This window comes from Candidatus Mycoplasma haematohominis, from assembly GCF_902712995.1.
GTDB lineage: Bacteria > Bacillota_I > Bacilli_A > Mycoplasmatales > Mycoplasmoidaceae > Eperythrozoon_B > Eperythrozoon_B haematohominis.
In genome coordinates this window covers 1-17,316 of record NZ_CACTIB010000012.1, presented here as the reverse complement: position 1 = coordinate 17,316, position 17,316 = coordinate 1, and the positions used below count along the sequence as shown (strand labels likewise).

Here is a 17,316-nt window from a genome sequence, read left to right as displayed (position 1 = left end):
ATGTTATTTAGTAAGAAGCTTTTCTTATTAGCTATAGGAGGAGTAGGAACTGTAGCTATTGGTAGATCTTCATTTGGTAGTCTCGGATGGTATGAAGGTAAGTTAAGTGATGATGATTTACAGAAGATATTTGAATTAACTAAGAATGCTAAGGATGTTGTTCTAGATCCTTCTTTAGATTCAAATATCAAGGAACTTACTAGAAGTCCATATATCTACTCTTTATTTAGTACTAATCTAGATACTTTTACTTCAGGCTTAAAAAATCATTTCTATTCTTGATTCTTATATGAATGAGCAAATAGACTTTTGTCAGAAACAAAAGAAGTTGCTTTTTCTGATAGTAAGATTCAGATACTAGAAGCATTTAATAAAGCAGAGGATAAATATAAGCCTAATCAAGGAGGAGATGGAACTCCTTTTGATACAAAGCATTGAACTAAGGAGAATCATTTAATTACAGAAACAAAAGAAGATTTAGAGAGAATCTTCTTAGATTTCTTCTTTAAGTCTTTGTATTTGAAAGCTGATAAGAGTGCATTTGAGGTTTCTGATATTGGTCAATTTGGAGATAGGGAATATATAGAGGCAGTAGCTAAGTTTCAGGAGTTTGTATTTAAAGATTGGTTGATTTATCAGAAACCAGTGTTTTTATGCAGGAAAGAGTGGAAGTTGTCAAGTAGTTTTCCAAGCAATGAGAAGAGATTTAAAGAGAATAAAGATGGCGATACTAAGAAACGTAGACCAGATACTCCAACTATAGATTGGCCTGATTTTCATGAAGTTGAGGATGAGATTATTAAGTTCAATAAAGATGGTTTATGTCAAAACTACTCTCTATTTACTCTAGAAGAGTTAAGTAAATTAGATGGAAGAGAAATAGATGCTTTTGTTACTAAGTATTTTGCCGAGGTTAAGACAGATGGAGTTAATCCAGGTGTAACTCAGCCAAGTAAATTAGAAAATGTTGATGATGTTTACAAACTATTTATTGAAGATAATAAGGTAAATAATCTAGGTCTTAAATTGAATGAATCAGTAATAGATTCGACTGGGAAATTAAAAGATGAAACAAACAAATATATTTTCTCTTTCAGAGAAGTTAAATTCGGTTCTGGAAAAGCAACCTACATAAAAACACCTAAGGGAATTACATTTATATGAATAGATCCTAAATCTAAAGCTGATTCAATAAATGATTACACAATAAAAGGAAACTCTCCTATTAATGATTTCTCAATAGAAGAACAACTTAAAAACTACTTTAAAAACTACAAACTAGAAGTATTAGGTAGGTATTTTGAGTCTCAAAAAGACAAGGGGGTTCTTTTTGGACATAGATCATGATCATCTTCAGTAACAGACTTGTTGATTAGTTCTTCTAACTTTGTTACTGAATTAAGAAAGAACAAAGAACACTGAGAGTCTATGAGAAAACTCTCAGAAGCGGTTAAAGACTATGGATCTATTACTTATGGAGAAGATAAAAAATTAGATTTCTCTGCAGGGTTAGCAGTTCCAACCTTTATGCAGAGAAATTTGGATAAGACAACAAATGTTCTTAAAAAAGAAATCAAAAAAAAGACAGGAGAGCCAAATACAAAATCCAAGACGCATAAGGAACAAGAGCAGGAAAACGTAAAAGAGTTATTTAAATCAATAGACACAACTAACGATGGTTTATTCCCATGATTAAAAGCTTACTATTCAGTTGGGAACAATATAGATTTAGCAGATAAAGCAAGAGTACTTAAAGAGAAGATAAAGGATTACATAAATGGTATTAGGGATCCTAAAACTCATTCAGAAAATGGTAGATCTAGTTTCTTTCTGAATGATTACATATTTGACAATATCTACAATGACTTCATAACTAAAGAAAAAGGAGAGTTCTTAAAACAAGCAACAGTTAGCTTGATGCTTGTGAATGAGATGAAGTTTCAGTATTTAAATAATGATCTGAAAGGATTTGCAAAACATTTGACAGACAGAATATATTTAGGGGTTGAAGATGACTTTAAAGAATTGTTTGAGGAAGTAATAAAGGATGTTTACTATGGCTCTAGTTACATAAATGAGCCTATGGAAAACAGGTTAAATTATGGTGGATTTCAGTATGAGAAGCCTGAAAATGAAAATAAACAATGTCTTAGAAGATTGAATGTTGTAGATGATAAGAAGAAGAAAGCAGAGGAAATTAAAAAAGAAGAGAAAGACAAAAAGAAAAATGGATGCGAAGAAAAACTTACAAGCAACAGAAATGAATGATTGAAAAAGGTAAGTGATTATTGAACTCTTAAGAACTATGTATTTAGTGCAGATGGTTATGAATTAGGTAGTTATTCATCTAATAACTACATTCAATTCTTGTTCTCTCTATATCTTCTATCTGTAGATAATTTCTCAACCTTGAGAGAGTTTGTAATAAGTAAGATACCTACCGGAAGATATGGAGCTTTAGTATGAATGGATGATGTATCTAATGTTGGAACAAAGATAAATGAAAATAAGGATGATATAGGTTCAGAAGATAACGCAAGTAAATCCATTAAATCAATTACTTCTTACTTTAGAAATACAAGACAGACAGAGATATTTCATCCTTTCTTTAGTTCCAAAATAGAAGTAGAACCAACTAAAGAACATCCATTAACTGCTGATCACTTAAGCGCTTTTGCGAGAGTTAAGAAGGATGAATATCTAGAGTTGTATGGATTTAAAGGATTATTTGCAGAGAGACTAAATGTTAAACAGCTACCTGAAGCTGTAGCTAAAGCTATATTTAGTGAATTTACAAAAGCAAATCCTAAGGGAAATAAGAATTATGCTTTTGAAGGGGGGAATGGTGATGATGTAGTACAAGGTTCAGCTTTTGGAAGCTTACAGTCTTCTGCTGATAAAGACGCTATATATGAAATAGTGCGTTCATTTAAGAATATGAAGGCACTTAAAGCATTTTTAAGTAGACACTTATCTGATGTTGCAAGTAAAGTATTTAAGGATATTTCAGATTCTGATTATGAAAATAGTGGAAGTTCAAAGAGTTTGTATGAAGTGCAACAAATGACTTTGAATGCAATTAAGTCCATGAATGTAGATGATAAATTCAAAAGGATGACTTCTAGGTTTTCCGGTTTTTTACAGAATCCTGGAGCAGAGGAAAGTGTACACAGCACAAGTAAATTCTTTATCCCAAGAAGTTCTGATTCATCAGATGGTTACATCATCTACATAACTCAGGTTAATCAGTATGATTTTGGATCAGGATTTGCTGAATTTGTAGATGCAATAAGATGAGATGCTTTTATAAAAATGGTTGTTAAATTAGCTGAAAATGATCAGACTAAGAGTTCAGTTGTTAATGATTATTTAATATCAAAAAACATGTTCATTTAGTAGTTTGTTTGGTTTTGGAAAAGGCAAGATAGCTGCCTTTAGTAAGAGAACTATTCTACTTTTAGCCCCTATACCTTGTCTAGCTGCAATTATCAATGGTAGTTCTCCTGGAATTGGATTTGGCAATACATTCACTATGTTATTAGGGGATGATTGACTTAATCCACCCCTAATAACTGTTCCTACTCTAACTAGAGCTTTAACTAGTAGAACATTACCTTCCGAGATAACTGATTTTGGAACTGTCAATCTATATAGACCTGGAGGGGAAGATGATTTTTATGATGAAGGTGATGATGATCAAGAAGCTTACTATATAGAGCAGCATGCTCCTCTAAATTCCTTTATATTTGGAGATGAATATTTATTTAAGAGAGCTACTATTTATGATAGTACTGGCAAAAGACAAGAATTAGAAAACAGTTATGACAAAGATTTAAAGCGGCATATAACTGATGAGAACTTTAAGTTTGTTAAAGAGAGTAATGTCGGAAATAATCAAGTAGATTTAAATAACAATGGCGAAAAAGTATTTGAGAAATACAAGTTATCTAGGGAAGATTTTTATAAGAGTTTACCTGCTAAAAGAGGAGACCTTAATTTAGTCATTGATTTAGGAATAGTTTTAAAGGGAGAAGATGATCATGAAAATCATAAGCTACCTATAGTTTCATCAATTGATTTAAGTCAGTTGATGAACTCTAGTAGTCATGAGATTCTTTTTTTAACAGTAGATAGAAATAATCATTCTGATGATTCATCATCTCAAGAAAGTTATTTCTTTAAGTTTGAAAAAGATACTGCTTCAAATTCAATTTCTTTAGAGATAGTTAAGAGAGCAGCTCCTAAGGCTAATAAAGCTAGAGCAAAAAGAAGTCTTAGTCTTGTTTCTGATACTGATACAGATGATAGTCCAGTAAAAGAAGTAAGTGTTAGAAACTTCTATGTTCTATTTACAGAAAATCCCCCTATATCCCTAGAAGGATTATTTTCTGATGATACTGATTCAGCTGGTGGATCAGGAGGGATGAGTGATTATGTTTTTTCTGGTGTAAGAGTAAGAAGATCTTTCTTAGATAATTGGAGTAATTCTAAGGATGGATTGAGTAGAAAGGATGCTCCGAAAAAAGCTGCAGCAGCAGTTAAAGCAGATGATGATGCTAAATATGAATTTGAGGTCAAAGAGGGATTTTGAAAAAGCTCTTGTTTTGATCCTTATAAGGTAGGTGGGTTTATAGATGAGGATTTAGATGCCAAGAAGAAAAAAGAGGAGGAAGAATTGAAAAAATTTTATGAAGGGATGAAACAGAAAAATAAAGGAACCACTTTTGTTGCAAAACAAATGAGTATTTATGAACCTTTCCATCCTGGAAAGCTTAAGGAAACTCAGACGCCATCCTCATTAACTTCAAGCAATTTAAGAAAATTTTATCCAACGGTAGACTATACAACCCCAACACCTTGTTCAGATTTAGACGATGAAACAAAAAACTTATTCAAGAAATATGCTGGTATTAACGGAAACAACAATACAAACCCCAAATCATTTATAAACGAAACACAAAGACAAATAGATGTAAGCAAAATTCCTATTCCTTTAAAAAATTTACTTAAAAGCCAGCAAAATACTCCCGAAACTGGAAAGAAGAATTTCAAAGTAGTTCAAGGTTCTTTTAGAGCTTGAGGGGGAGATTATCTGCCTTCTGGAAAGCATGGAGCTAAAGTAGATGGCTTGCATAATAAACAGTATGAAAAAGCGCATCAATCATTACATACCTTTACCTTAAAAATTTCTAAAGATATTCTAGAAAAAAAATTAATTGAACATCAAAAATTGACTTTGGCAGTTTCACAAGGAATAGAAAATAAAAAATTAAATGAATTGCCAGAAATTTCAAGTATTTTACAGGCTTATATGCCTTATTCTTTCTCTATTTACGATCCAGTATCTAACTATTTAAAAAAACAAAAAGTTAATTTGAATATTGAATTAGATTTGAAGTCTTTGTTTAACCAGAATAAGTTTGAGAAGGAATTTTATATATACGATATAGGCCAGAATCATAAAAATATAGGAGTTGATTATTCTGGTTTTGCAACTACAAAAACAGAAAAACAAAAAACTTATGGACTTTCTGGATCTGTTAATTTCAGTGCAGGGTTATTTTTGGATTTTGAAAAAAATCTAAATATTACTTTAACCGCTAATGTTCAAGGTTTTGTTAATACTAAAAATCCTACTTGCGATTTAAGAGATAGAAAGTATTTATGACAAAGCAAACTAAAAGAGGCAAACCAAGAAAATAATAATTGGAGTTGTTCTACTGAAGAAAGTTGACAAAGAAGAGAACATAATCATATTCCTCCTTTTATAGTTCTAGAAGTTGATGAAGATCCCAAATTAACTAGTTATTACACAGATAGAAGAATTCATAATGAGTTGCAACTTACTTCCGCTCCCGCAGTACAAGCTGCTCCGGAAAAGAAGATGATAGATACTCTATCAGAGTTCAAAGAAGATTTAAAAAGCAGAAACATAAGTGTTATTCACCATTTAGATCAAAACAATAATGGAGAGGTTTACTTTGAGAAAATAGATGCTTCTGATCCTAAATCAAAAGACGAACAAGAAAAAAAATTGCGTTTTTCTGTAGCTGATGGACAGGAAGTTTATACGTGGGGTTACGGAGCGAACCCTTATTACTGAACTGCTTATTACTATATACCTAGAAGGAATGAGGGAAGTATTACTATTGAGGAGACTGAAAAATTAAAAACAGTAAATATTTATCTTGAAGGTGCTGCTTCCTTAGCTGGATTGTTTTTTAAGAGCAACCACTTCAACACAGTAATTACTAAGTGTTTTTCATCAGAAGATTCTTCAAAAGTAGAAAAAGAGAAAACTGATTGTGCCGATGGGATTAAGTATAAAAATATTGAAAAAGATAAAAAACTTTCTGAAGGTGAAAATAGTAAGCTAACTGATTCTGCTACACCTACGAAAATAACTATTCCATGATCAGATTTGCAACAAGCAACTCAATATTCTAATGCTAAAAAATTTAATTTTCAAACAATTATTCATAGGAAAGGGGTTGAAGATTCAAATAAAGCCGATCCAAACGAATTCGATAAAAGAAAAAATTATTTTGAATATGTTTTTACAAGTGATAAAAGCGTTTCAAATCATAGAGCTGCTTGAGGTAGCATTCAATGAGTTTCGCTAGTAGGAGTATGGTACACAGTTGATTTGTGATATGAAAGCGCTACTAAACAAATTAAGTACTATACTACAGTTAGACCTATAAGTGTTGCTGGAGCTGCTACAGATCAAAAAGGAGATGTTGGGAATGATAGAACTGCAATGGCAGTCGGTTCTTCAGCAAAAGCAGGTTTCCAATTATCTAAATTAGAATTAGAATACGAGAGTACACCAGCAAAACCATAATTATGGGATTATTCAGTTGAAGTAAAGAAGCAAAGATAAGAAAGGAGAATATTAAAAGGAGATCTCTTATTAATAAAAGATATGAGTTTGAAGCTAAAGGTAGGGTTATTTTTGTTTGTAGAGCTGTAGGTACAGATGGGCATGTTGATGATGGAGTGTGAAATGATTTGGATGATGTAGTTGTATGTTTTCTGTCTGGAGGAGAATACTATAGAGCTTTAATTAAAGGAGCTGATTTACATTTATGTTCTGCTGGAGTTCCTAGATATGGACAGGTGTATAAGTTTCACTCAAATTACTTCTTGTCTTTTAGAGAAACTTATACATTAATTAAGTTGAGTGACGTTGCTCCATGTTAAGTTATTTTCTCGAATTTATTAATTTTTAATTTCTTATAATGTGAAAAATATATTTAAATTAATCAATATCTACGTACTTGTATTGCTATAAATACAATGTCAAAGTGTAAACATTATTTTTTATAGAAATGATAGAGGAAGAAAGTAATCTTTTTAGGAGTCTTTGAAAGGAGAGTAAGCTTGATAGACATATAGACGGGGAGGTTAATGAAGTTCTTAGCGAGTCTTCTAATGAACCTAAGAAAATATTTGGAACTTTTAAAAATCAAAAAAAGAGAGGTTTTGTAAAGGAATGTATATTGTTAGGTATTAGACCTTTAGAAGAGTGAAGCGGGAGAATAGAGAGATTAGTAGATGATAAATTGACTTGGTTTGAATTAAGAAAGAATAAACCTTTAGGAATTTTGTTTGAGTGCCCTGATGGTAGTCGAATTATAGGAATGATATATGAGCATGCGTATAAGAGACTACCTAAGTTAGAGATAGGAGAAAGATATAAAGTACAGGGCGTTTTTGAATTTTTAGAATTGGTGTCAGAGTTAGATGTTTGTTTGTTTTTTAGTTTGAAAAGTTTAAGTAAATAGTATTGAGTATTAAATATGGCTTCGGATGAAGGAAATAAGAAATTTAAGTTTTGTTTTCTAAGCTGATTCATAAGTAGAAAATGTTTAGTAAAGGAATTGGAAAACAGTAAGAAGTTATTGTTTGAAGCTAGAAGAGATATAGAGATACTGGAGAGTAACTTAGAGGAAAGTAAAAAGAAGAGCGATATTATGGATTTATTAGGAGATGAGGAATTATTTAAGAGATTGACTGACTATGGTTCCCTTGAATCTATACTCAAAAGAGTATCTGATTATGAAAGACTTAATAATGCTTATAAGACTCTAGAAACACAGATCAAAAAACTTAAGTCTCTAGTCTCGAGCAGGAAGATGGATATTAATTTTGGAAACGGTAATAAGATTTAGTCGAATAATCCATAGTCGAAAACCCTGTCAAATACTTTCTTATGTTTTTTCATTAATGCTCTTTTCTTATCCAAATCTTTATATCTATATTCTTTAAAATTATTGATGAATATTCAGATAAAAGTAAGATAGAACTCAACATTAAGAGACATACGGAATAGGAGGATGATAACTCCTTTCACGTACATTTCTTCTTCTTCTGTAAGTGATTTCATATTATTTATTTATTAATCTATTAAATATTACAGATAAATTTCTTATTTAAAGAAGTTTTTAAAAGCACATTGAAGCAAAAATACGCCGTAAGAGATAAAAATTTTCCGAAATTATTCATTGAATATTTAAAGATATTCAATGAGAAAACTTGGGCAACCTTTCTTTCTGTATGCAAGACTATCAAGTGTTCTATTAGTGAAGAAAGGAAACATATTAGATTTGATTTCTTTCTAAAGGATAAGAAGGTTCCTAGGGAAGTTTGGACTTCTCTAGTTTCTTATTGTGAATCTTCAGGTAATGTTGATACTCTGATACTTAAGATTGCTGGATTAGATTGGGATGTAGAAAATGTTAGGAAGATTGTTAACTCTATTTTGGAGTCAAAGGATATAGAAGTTTCAATTGATGAGGAGAATGAGAATAAGTTGATAGTAACTCCAGGAGATAAAGAAAGGTATGAAAAGTTCTTAGATAACAATGCATTATTAGTAAAGACGTTTAATTATCTATTTGATAGAAAAGTAAGTTTTGTATTTGATAAGGAGTACCAGGATAAAGAAGAAGAATATGTTGAGAGAGAATATAAACCAGTTCCTAAAAGAAGAAGAATAGAAGGTGATTTTATAGAGGGGGAGTATTGTTGTTTTAAGTTAGAAGAAAGATTAGATTTACAGAAGAAAATTAAGAAATTTAAAGTTGGGATAACTGACTTTAAGAATTCTTATTGGCTTTCTATTGCATCTAAGAAGCCTCAGGATGAAATAGAGAAGTTATATAAGTCATTTGAAATAGATAGTTGATATAAGTGTAGATTCAGTACTAATAAGGATCCAAGATTTGCCTCTCTTATTGATGGATTTCTAGTTGAAGCTGTTAAGGTAAGAGATTTTGATCCTGTAAAGCCAGATGAGTCTAAGTATGGAAAAGCATATGCTCTTTGTACGCATACTAAGAACTCTGCTTTTGATGGTTTATATACAGCTAAAGAGTTAGTCAGAGAAGCGGTAGGTAGAGGGCATGAGGTAATAGGCTTAACTGACTCTGGTTCATTGCAGAGTTATTCTGAATTTGAATCTGCTTTGAAGGAAGCAAAGATAAAGGGCATGTATGGAGTTGAGTTAGAGGTAGTTGCCGATAAGAATCCGATAATTATTGGAGGTTATGCAGATAATTGATTGAATAGGTCTACGAGGATAGGAGATGAGTTGTGTAAGACTTGAGATGGTGAAACATACAGTATTCTGGATATAGAGACAACAGGTTTTAATCCTCTTAATGATGAGATAATACAGATATCAGTCCAGAAGTTTAGATTTAAGGAGAATAAGTTAGAGGATGTACAGAAGCACTTTGTTAAATCTAAGTTAAAGAAAAAGTTTGATTTTCTTGATTTAACTGATTTTTCTCCTATAGGAACATTTGATAAGTATGTAAAGACTATTAATAAGAAAGTAAGTCAGAAAATAACTGATTTGACTGGTATTTCTCAGAAGCAAATAGATGAAATTGGACTAGATATAGTAGATGTATTAAAGGATTTAAAGGAATTTGTTAAAGGTTCAATCATAGTTGCGCATAACGGTATTAGTTTTGATATTCCATTTATAAATGCACATCTTAGAAAGCACAAGTTAGGGGAGTTAGAGGAGACAGTACTTGACACTCTTAAGTTGTCTCACTATTTATTCCAGAAAGAAAAATTTAAGTCTCATGCTCTTTCTGCCTTGTGTAAGAAAGCAAGTATTAACTATGACGATGAACAAGCACACAATGCGTCTTATGACGTTACCTTATTGTCTAGGTTGTTGTTCACCTTTATGATTCCACATCTTCAGGTTTTGGATAACTTTAGTATTTCCAATAATCTGAAGGAGATAAATAATTATTTCTGGAAAAAAGAGCCTAAGAATAGGAATATATGGGGAGATAAGGCGCTTATTTATGTAAAGAATCAGAAGGGAATAAAGGATATATATAAGTTAGTTTCTTTGGCTCATACTGATTACTATCAAGATGGAGTAAAGATAATAAGGGATGAGATAGACAAGGTTAGGAAGGATAGATTGATTATTGTTTCTAATCCTTTTGAAGGAGAGATTATACAGGCTATTCTTCAGGATGACAGGGAGTTATTTAGGAGTTTAGCTAGTTGGTATGACTATATTGCTATACCTCCTATTAGTCATTTTGAGCTTGAGATAAAGAAACAGAATATTACAGAAGAGGAAGTTAAGGGTGTTATTAGGAAATTTATTGAGTGAGCCAAAGAAGATGGATGCAAGTGGTTCTTTAGTTATGCAGTTAGGTATATAGATGCTGAGAAGGATAAACAGAGGTATTCAGTATTAGTAAATATAAAAGGTATATCTGGAAAGAGACACTACCTATATTGTTACAGAGAGCAGGAACTTAGAGGTGTTCAACCTACATTTGACTTTAAGTACAGTGATGATTTTTTTGAGGAATATAGTTTTCTTTGGAAGAACGAAAAAGAGAAGAAGGCGATTATTCAGGAATCACTGGATAACCAGAATTTGTTTATTGAGTCATGTGATTCTAAATTAAAGGTAATTAAGAAGACACTTCATCCTCCTAAGGTAGATAAATGTAGTGAGTTATTACAGGAAGTTTGCAAGGAGAGATTGATGGATATATATGGAAGAAAGATAGATGATTTTTTGAAGGCTAGATATGAACAGGAATTAAAGGGACTAATAGAGAATGATTTCTCTGTTGTCTACTGAGTTTCTTATCTGCTGGTTAAGAAAAGTCTAGAAGAAGGTTATCTAGTAGGAAGTAGAGGTTCTGTTGGTTCTTCTTTTATTGCTTTTTTAATGGGAATATCTGAGGTTAATCCTCTCCCTGCTCACTATTTTTGTAGAGGTTGTGGTCATTTTGAGTTAGTTTCTGGATGAACAGAGAGTGGATTTGATCTTCCTGAAAAGAAGTGTCCATATTGTGCTAACAAGATGTTGCATGATGGACATGATATTCCTTTTGAAACATTTCTTGGATTTGGAGGGGATAAGGTTCCAGATATAGATTTGAATTTTTCTGGAGAGTATCAGATTAAGGCACATAACTTTCTAAAGGAATACTTTGGAGAGGATAGAGTGTTTAGAGCTGGAACTATAGGTGCTATGGCTGAGAAGACAGCCTTTTCTGTTGTAGATGAGTATGAACAAGAGTTAGGTTTGAGCCTTAATAAAGGAACTAAGTTATGACTGAGTTCAAAGATTGTTGATGTTAAGAGAACAACAGGGCAACATCCTGGTGGAATACTGGTAATACCTGAGGATAAGACAATATATGACTTTACTCCTATTAACTATCCAGCTAATGATTTAACTAGTGAGTGATATACAACACATTTTGCTTTTGATGATCTACATGATGCTCTACTTAAGTTTGATATTCTGGGTCACGATGACCCGACTGCTTTAGCTTTACTTAAGAGACAGACTAATTTTGATCCTCTAAAGATTCCTAATCAGGATCCAGAGTTGATAAGGATGTATAGATCATGTGAAGCAATGGGTATTAAGACAGGTGATCTTATTAATGGCGAGGAGACAGGTGCTTTGGGGTTACCTGAGTTTGGAACAGTTCTAACTAGAAAGATAATTAAGGCATGTCAGCCGCAGACTTTTGCTGATCTTATGAGGATATCTGGGTTTTCTCATGGTATTGGAGTATGGAAGGGGAATATTGAGTTGTTGGTTAAAGATAAGGAGAAGTATCCTCTTAATAAGGTAATTACTTGTAGGGATGACATCATGCTTTATTTGATTAGAGCTGGATTGAGTACTAAGGATGCTTTTAATATCACAGAGGATATTAGAAAAGGTAAAGGTCTTAAGAAACAGTTTGAGGATTTAATGAGGGAGAAAGGAGTTCCTGATTGATATATAAATAGCTCCAAGAATATTTCTTATATCTTCCCTAAAGCTCATGCTACTGCTTATGTGATGATGAGCTGAAAGATTGCTTACTATAAGCTTTACTATCCTCTATCTTTCTATTCTTCATATTTCAGTACTTCTGTAGATAGTTTTGACCTTGAGGTGTTGATAAAGAATGATTTGAAGCACGTTTATGAGAAATATGAGGAATTACAGAAGAAGCTTAAGAGTCCTTCAACTAAGGGTAGTGTAAAGGCAAAAGATAAGGCTAAGTTAGTTATTTATGAGGTTGCATATGAATTTCTGTTGAGAGGTTTTAAGTTTGCTAACGTGTGTGTAAACCGATCTGAGTTTGATGTTTTTGTTCCTATTGTGGAAACTAAGGAATTGAGAATTCCACTTAAAGCAGTAGATGGTTTAGGTGAGCATGGTGCTAAGACTATTATTGAAGGAAGAAAAGAGGGTGGCTTGTATAGAAGCATATTTGATTTACAGGAGAGAGCAAATATTAAGGGAGTGACTATTGAAAAGTTAAGAAATCATGGAATAATTCCTGATGAACCTGATATTTCTAAAGTTATCTTTGATGATGAGGGTGAATTAATAAAGTAAATTATTTGTCAATGGAGGGTAAAAAATGATTAAATATTGCTTTGTATTTGCAAACTCTTTTATTTACTTTTCAACTCTTTATAATTAAATAGCGTTTTATGAGCTGTCTTACTCTTTTTCCGGAGAATAAGAAAATTCTTCCTATTTGAACAAATGTTTGATCATTGTTGATGCCATTTGGTTTGTTGCTATATGGTATAGGTGTTGGGATAAATAATGCTTGGAATTCCAAAGCTTATCATCTTCATCAAAATCCAAGTTTTGGTGCTCTTTTTGGAGTTGCAGGGCTGGTTGTAATGCTAGTTCTTGCTTTCTGAGATTTTTTCCTTTATTCGACAAGAGTTAATAAACCTATTAGGAAGGCTTATAAGTCTTTAGTAGTTGAGGAAAGAATAGATGAGATTCATAAGGCAAGAGGAACGGCTAGAGGTATTGTTGCTGTTAATGCATTAATACTTTTCTTTGTTATTCTTGCTGCTGTTTATACGCCTTTAGCTAAACATGATGAACTTGCTGCTGCCACTCTTAAGAAAATTCCAGCTATGTCAAGCTATAACCCGGAAAAGCTTAAATACGGAACTTGATCTTTTGGAGCTGTAATCTTTGTGCTTGGCATTATCTCTTTATCTCTTAAACATTCATTTGATACAACTTGAAAACATTGTCTTCAAATCTATCCAGAAAGAAATCTTTCTTACTTGATTTCTGATAGACCAGGTTTAACTCAACTTTGAGCAGCTCATCTTTCTGCTCTTATTTTCTTCCTTCCTGCAATAGCTGCTACAGGTATAGGTCTTTGGATTTGGAAAGATAGTTTGATTAAAGGAGCTTCGGTTTCTGAATTCAAAGCTGAAACTTGATTCTTCCAGACAATTGCTGCGATAATGGTTCTTTTCTTGATAGTTGTTGTCTCTAGTGCTTTCTCTAATTCCTGAAAAGGTAAAAAAATTGTTGATGCTGCTTTGTCTAGGGAGATAAGTGATAGAGATACTTATGAATTAGGAAAAGTTAGAAAAGCAATTCAAGTTACTTCATTTCTTCATATTTGACTTCTTTTCTGCTGAGTGTTGGCAGTAACTGGTATTGTTTTCATGGCTAAAGATATAAAGTTTGCAAGTACTTTCCAAGATCAACAGTATTTCAAAATAACTGTTTTCGGTTTGCTTTGCCTAATGTCTCTTTCAACAATTCCTATACTGACAGTTAGCTCAGAAACTATAAGTAGGTTCAGAAGATGTAATGATTTTGATTACGGAAGAGATTTAATCTTGAAGTTTGAAAATATCGACTTTTAATGAAGGCAGTTCATCCTAAGACTATAAAGAAAGCAAAAGACAATACTTATCCTCCAGGTACTGTTGGACATAAGTTTTCAGATCGTTTGCTATGCATTTCTAATAACGAACCTTACTGAAAGCAAAGACTTTTCTGAATGAAAGTTTTTCAGGAAAAAGTTAATAGTGTTAAATTTAGAAAACTTATTGAATCTAAATCACATACTTGTCTACAGGCTACATGCAACATTGCTTTCTTAACGAGAGTAAAAGGAGATGATGCTTGGAGAACACCAGATAATGCTTTATCTGTCGAAAAGGATGATTATTGAATAGACGTTTGAAATTGGTGTTCTGGTGTATGTGATTTTTCAGAAACTCCTCATGATTGAAATCCACCTTCCAAGAAGAAAAAGAAAAAAGTAATATAGAGCTCTGCTCTTTTACTATGGATTTGAATATGAAACCCGTGAGTTTCGGGTTCATAGAATGGTTTGTACAAACCAGGAAGAGACTTACTATGTGTGTCCTTCTATCAATCCTATATATTGCTGGCCCTTTTTTCGTTGCTTTTGCAATATATTATGGAGTCGAAGGTTTGATCAAAGAATTAGAGTGAATGTCTCTTTTCTTATTCTTCTTTATTACACTTTATTTTCAGATAACAAAGACATGTGAGGCTTATAGTAGATTAGTTTCCTACTATAGAGAATATGACTTATTTGCTTTCAATGTTTGAGCAAAATACTTTAAGGAAATAATTTGATTCCTTTTAGTTCCTTCAATTGCTATGGCTTTTGTTCCAGTATCTCATTATTTTTATGAAAACTCTCCTTACTTTAATAAAAATTCATTTTTAGGACAGCCTTTGATGTTTTTCATATCTCTTGGTTTCTTAATAATCTGTATTATTCATGCTATCTTACTTCATAGATTAAACATTAGACTTAAAAGTAATAAAGATTTTTTAGAATCCTAAGGCCTCTTCTTTGGATGTGAGGGTTATAGTTAGCAAGCTGAATTAAAAGTTAAAGCTAGAAATCGATTTAAATGGTTTATTTGGTAATTGGAGTTATTGCGCAGTATTTTTTTATGTCTTTCAGTATGTTGTCTTTATTGCTGCTATTTTTATTTGTACTGTAAGCTTGTTTACAACTTTCTTTTAGATTAGTACCATCTAATTCTGAAATATTTTTGTTTGTTAATGTTGTTTTTAAGGTTTTAAATATTTCGCTTGCTGGTTCTTGATTATTACTTGCAACAGTTTCTTTAAATCTCTTTTCTAGTTTTTTCCAATTAACTCTATTTTCTTTTGGATTTATAGCTAGGAGCTCATTTCTGTTTTCGTATGCAATACTTTTATCATCTGTTAATTCTTTTGATTGAGCTAGAGTCTGAGGATGTGTTTCGTAGTATTCTTTAGTTCCAAAATATCCTCCGCATAGTCCTAAACCAGCTAAGGTTATAGTTGATAGTAGTGCTGCTGCTCAGTGAAACATGATAGATAACTAGTTAAGCAGCAATTAAGCCTACTTTGCAATACTTTTGCATGTCTGTTGAAATATTGCTTTGTTCTGAAGCACTACTAGATGTTTTGTAACTATCTTCACAAGCTTTTTTCATTAAGTCTCCTGTTAGACTTTTTTCGTCTCTGCTAGTTAAGTCTGTTTTAAGTTGTTTAAATATTGTTGATGCAGGAGTATCGCTGCCAGAATTCTTGGTTTTCTCTTTAAAGTCTTTTTCTTTTATTTTTCAGGATAGTTTGTTTTCTTTTGGATTGATTGCAAGCAGTGAATCTTTATGTGAGCTGGCAATACTATTGGTATCTGTTAATTCTTTTGATTGTGCTAGAGTCTGTGGATGGCCTTCATAGTATTCCTTGGTTCCAAAGTAACCACCACCTAATCCTAGCGCAGCAAGAGTAAACAGAGCTAGTGATCCGCTAATTCAGTTGAACATAAATAAATTTCCGGGGGATTATATTTGCTCAACTATTTTTGATGCTTAAATTAATTTATTTGAAATAATTGTTCTTGCTGGAGATAGAAAATTTAAGATTTATTTGAAATTTGCCTATATTTACGTATTTGAGGATGTGTTAGATAATTCTGTTTGAATCTGTCTCGAAGGTATCTATGATACGTAGTTTTCATCAGTGTCATAATCTCGTGTTGAATAAAGATCCCCATTATCATCTGAATCGCTAGAATCATTTTGTTCTCCCTCTCCTTCATCCTCATCCGTAGATTCTGTAATAACTTCTGTTGTTTCAGTAGGAGTAACAGCTAACTTAATTCCGTAACCTGTACCTCCTACTACTACTCCAGATATAACTGCTATTATTGAGCCTTGTCCTCAAGCTGGTAATTCCATTTTTATGATGTGTTAATAACTTATAGCAAACTACCAAAAGTTCGCTATTGGTGGGCTATCTATTAGGATCTATACCATCAACAGAACAAAGAAATCACACTATATCTAACTCTTGTTGCGCTTTTATATCCATTCAATATGCAGCTCAACAAGCGTTGTTTAAAGATCTGTAGTTGGATGCATGAGCATGTTCAACAAAACCACGGTTAACTTCAGAAAAGACAGAAAAAATAGATAACTTTTCTTTCAAGATTTTCTGTTTGCTTTTTGAATATCTTTCTTTATAAATCTTCTCTCATGTACCTGAGTTTGAATTATCTCATGCATCTATAAACTGATCTTTTTTACTTTGATTTTTTTGAATGAAATTTTTCTTTCCTTTTTCTGTGAAAGAACTTCAGTTAGCACTCTTATCAAGAGTTTTTAAATTTTCAGTTAATTTTTTAACTCCTGCAAAGGCAGATGGTTTCTTTGTTCTTGCAACTTTTGTAGGAGTAACAACTTCAGTAACTGTATCTGTTTCCTCCTCTACTTCTTGACTATCTTCACTAGTCTTAAGAACAACATCTTCTGTCTTTGCAGACAGTGTTCCAGCAGCAGCTCCACCAGTAATGATGGAAGTGCTTCCTAATATTCAGCTTACTTTTGCTAGGGTGGTTTTTGTCATGATAGTACGTAATAAATATACCTCTTAAAAACACACTATTCATCGACTCTTTCCACTTTTTACTTTTCTTAAATTCTCAGCTTGCTAAAATTTTTGTT

The 17,316-nt window shown here is 32.3% G+C and carries 13 protein-coding genes; 8 read left to right on the top strand and 5 right to left on the bottom strand.

Going from position 1 to position 17,316, the window contains the following annotated elements:
• From H6411_RS02260 to H6411_RS02240, 5 genes are all read left to right on the top strand, one after another.
• A complete protein-coding gene (locus H6411_RS02260) occupies positions 1-3,396 on the top strand; it encodes a DUF3713 domain-containing protein (protein ID WP_216083023.1) in 3,396 nt (1,131 codons plus the stop codon).
• A gap of 4 nt (positions 3,397-3,400) precedes the next feature.
• Positions 3,401-6,844 carry a hypothetical protein gene (locus tag H6411_RS02255; protein WP_216083022.1) on the top strand — a complete coding sequence of 1,148 codons (3,444 nt, stop codon included), beginning with the start codon at positions 3,401-3,403 and terminating at the stop codon, positions 6,842-6,844.
• 2 nt (positions 6,845-6,846) lie between these two features.
• Positions 6,847-7,203, top strand: coding sequence for a hypothetical protein (locus tag H6411_RS02250; RefSeq protein WP_216083021.1), 357 nt, complete (start codon positions 6,847-6,849; stop codon positions 7,201-7,203).
• 128 nt (positions 7,204-7,331) lie between these two features.
• Complete coding sequence (locus H6411_RS02245) at positions 7,332-7,787, top strand: hypothetical protein (RefSeq protein WP_216083020.1); 456 nt, start codon at positions 7,332-7,334, stop codon at positions 7,785-7,787.
• 15 nt (positions 7,788-7,802) lie between these two features.
• A complete protein-coding gene (locus H6411_RS02240; protein ID WP_216083019.1) occupies positions 7,803-8,174 on the top strand; it encodes a hypothetical protein in 372 nt (123 codons plus the stop codon).
• Here the strand turns inward: H6411_RS02240 and H6411_RS02235 are convergent.
• Positions 8,171-8,389, bottom strand: a complete 219-nt coding sequence (locus H6411_RS02235) for a hypothetical protein (protein ID WP_216083018.1) — start codon at positions 8,387-8,389, stop codon at positions 8,171-8,173. The two genes, H6411_RS02240 and H6411_RS02235, sit on opposite strands and share 4 nt — an antisense overlap.
• 69 nt (positions 8,390-8,458) lie before the next feature.
• Between H6411_RS02235 and H6411_RS02230 the strand changes: the two genes are divergently transcribed.
• The 3 genes from H6411_RS02230 to H6411_RS02220 all read left to right on the top strand — a co-directional run bounded on the left by H6411_RS02230 (position 8,459) and on the right by H6411_RS02220 (position 14,609).
• Positions 8,459-12,904 carry a PolC-type DNA polymerase III gene (locus H6411_RS02230; protein WP_216083017.1) on the top strand — a complete coding sequence of 1,482 codons (4,446 nt, stop codon included), beginning with the start codon at positions 8,459-8,461 and terminating at the stop codon, positions 12,902-12,904.
• 98 nt (positions 12,905-13,002) lie between these two features.
• Positions 13,003-14,199 (top strand): hypothetical protein, encoded by a 1,197-nt coding sequence (locus tag H6411_RS02225; protein WP_216083016.1) that lies wholly within the window; start codon positions 13,003-13,005, stop codon positions 14,197-14,199.
• The gene (locus H6411_RS02220) at positions 14,199-14,609 is read left to right on the top strand and encodes a hypothetical protein (protein ID WP_216083015.1); all 411 of its coding nucleotides are present in this window, start codon (positions 14,199-14,201) and stop codon (positions 14,607-14,609) included. The genes H6411_RS02225 and H6411_RS02220 overlap by 1 nt, the downstream gene beginning before the upstream one ends.
• Before the next feature lie 624 nt (positions 14,610-15,233).
• Here the strand turns inward: H6411_RS02220 and H6411_RS02215 are convergent.
• From H6411_RS02215 to H6411_RS02200, 4 genes are all read right to left on the bottom strand, one after another.
• Positions 15,234-15,677, bottom strand: coding sequence for a hypothetical protein (locus H6411_RS02215; protein WP_216083014.1), 444 nt, complete (start codon positions 15,675-15,677; stop codon positions 15,234-15,236).
• A gap of 13 nt (positions 15,678-15,690) precedes the next feature.
• The gene (locus H6411_RS02210; protein WP_216083013.1) at positions 15,691-16,137 is read right to left on the bottom strand and encodes a hypothetical protein; all 447 of its coding nucleotides are present in this window, start codon (positions 16,135-16,137) and stop codon (positions 15,691-15,693) included.
• Positions 16,138-16,311: 174 nt separating this feature from the next.
• Entirely contained in the window at positions 16,312-16,551 is a 240-nt protein-coding gene (locus H6411_RS02205; protein WP_216083012.1) for a hypothetical protein, read from the bottom strand.
• Positions 16,552-16,606: 55 nt separating this feature from the next.
• The gene (locus H6411_RS02200) at positions 16,607-17,218 is read right to left on the bottom strand and encodes a hypothetical protein (RefSeq protein ID WP_216083011.1); all 612 of its coding nucleotides are present in this window, start codon (positions 17,216-17,218) and stop codon (positions 16,607-16,609) included.
• Between the last annotated feature and the right edge of the window lie 98 nt (positions 17,219-17,316).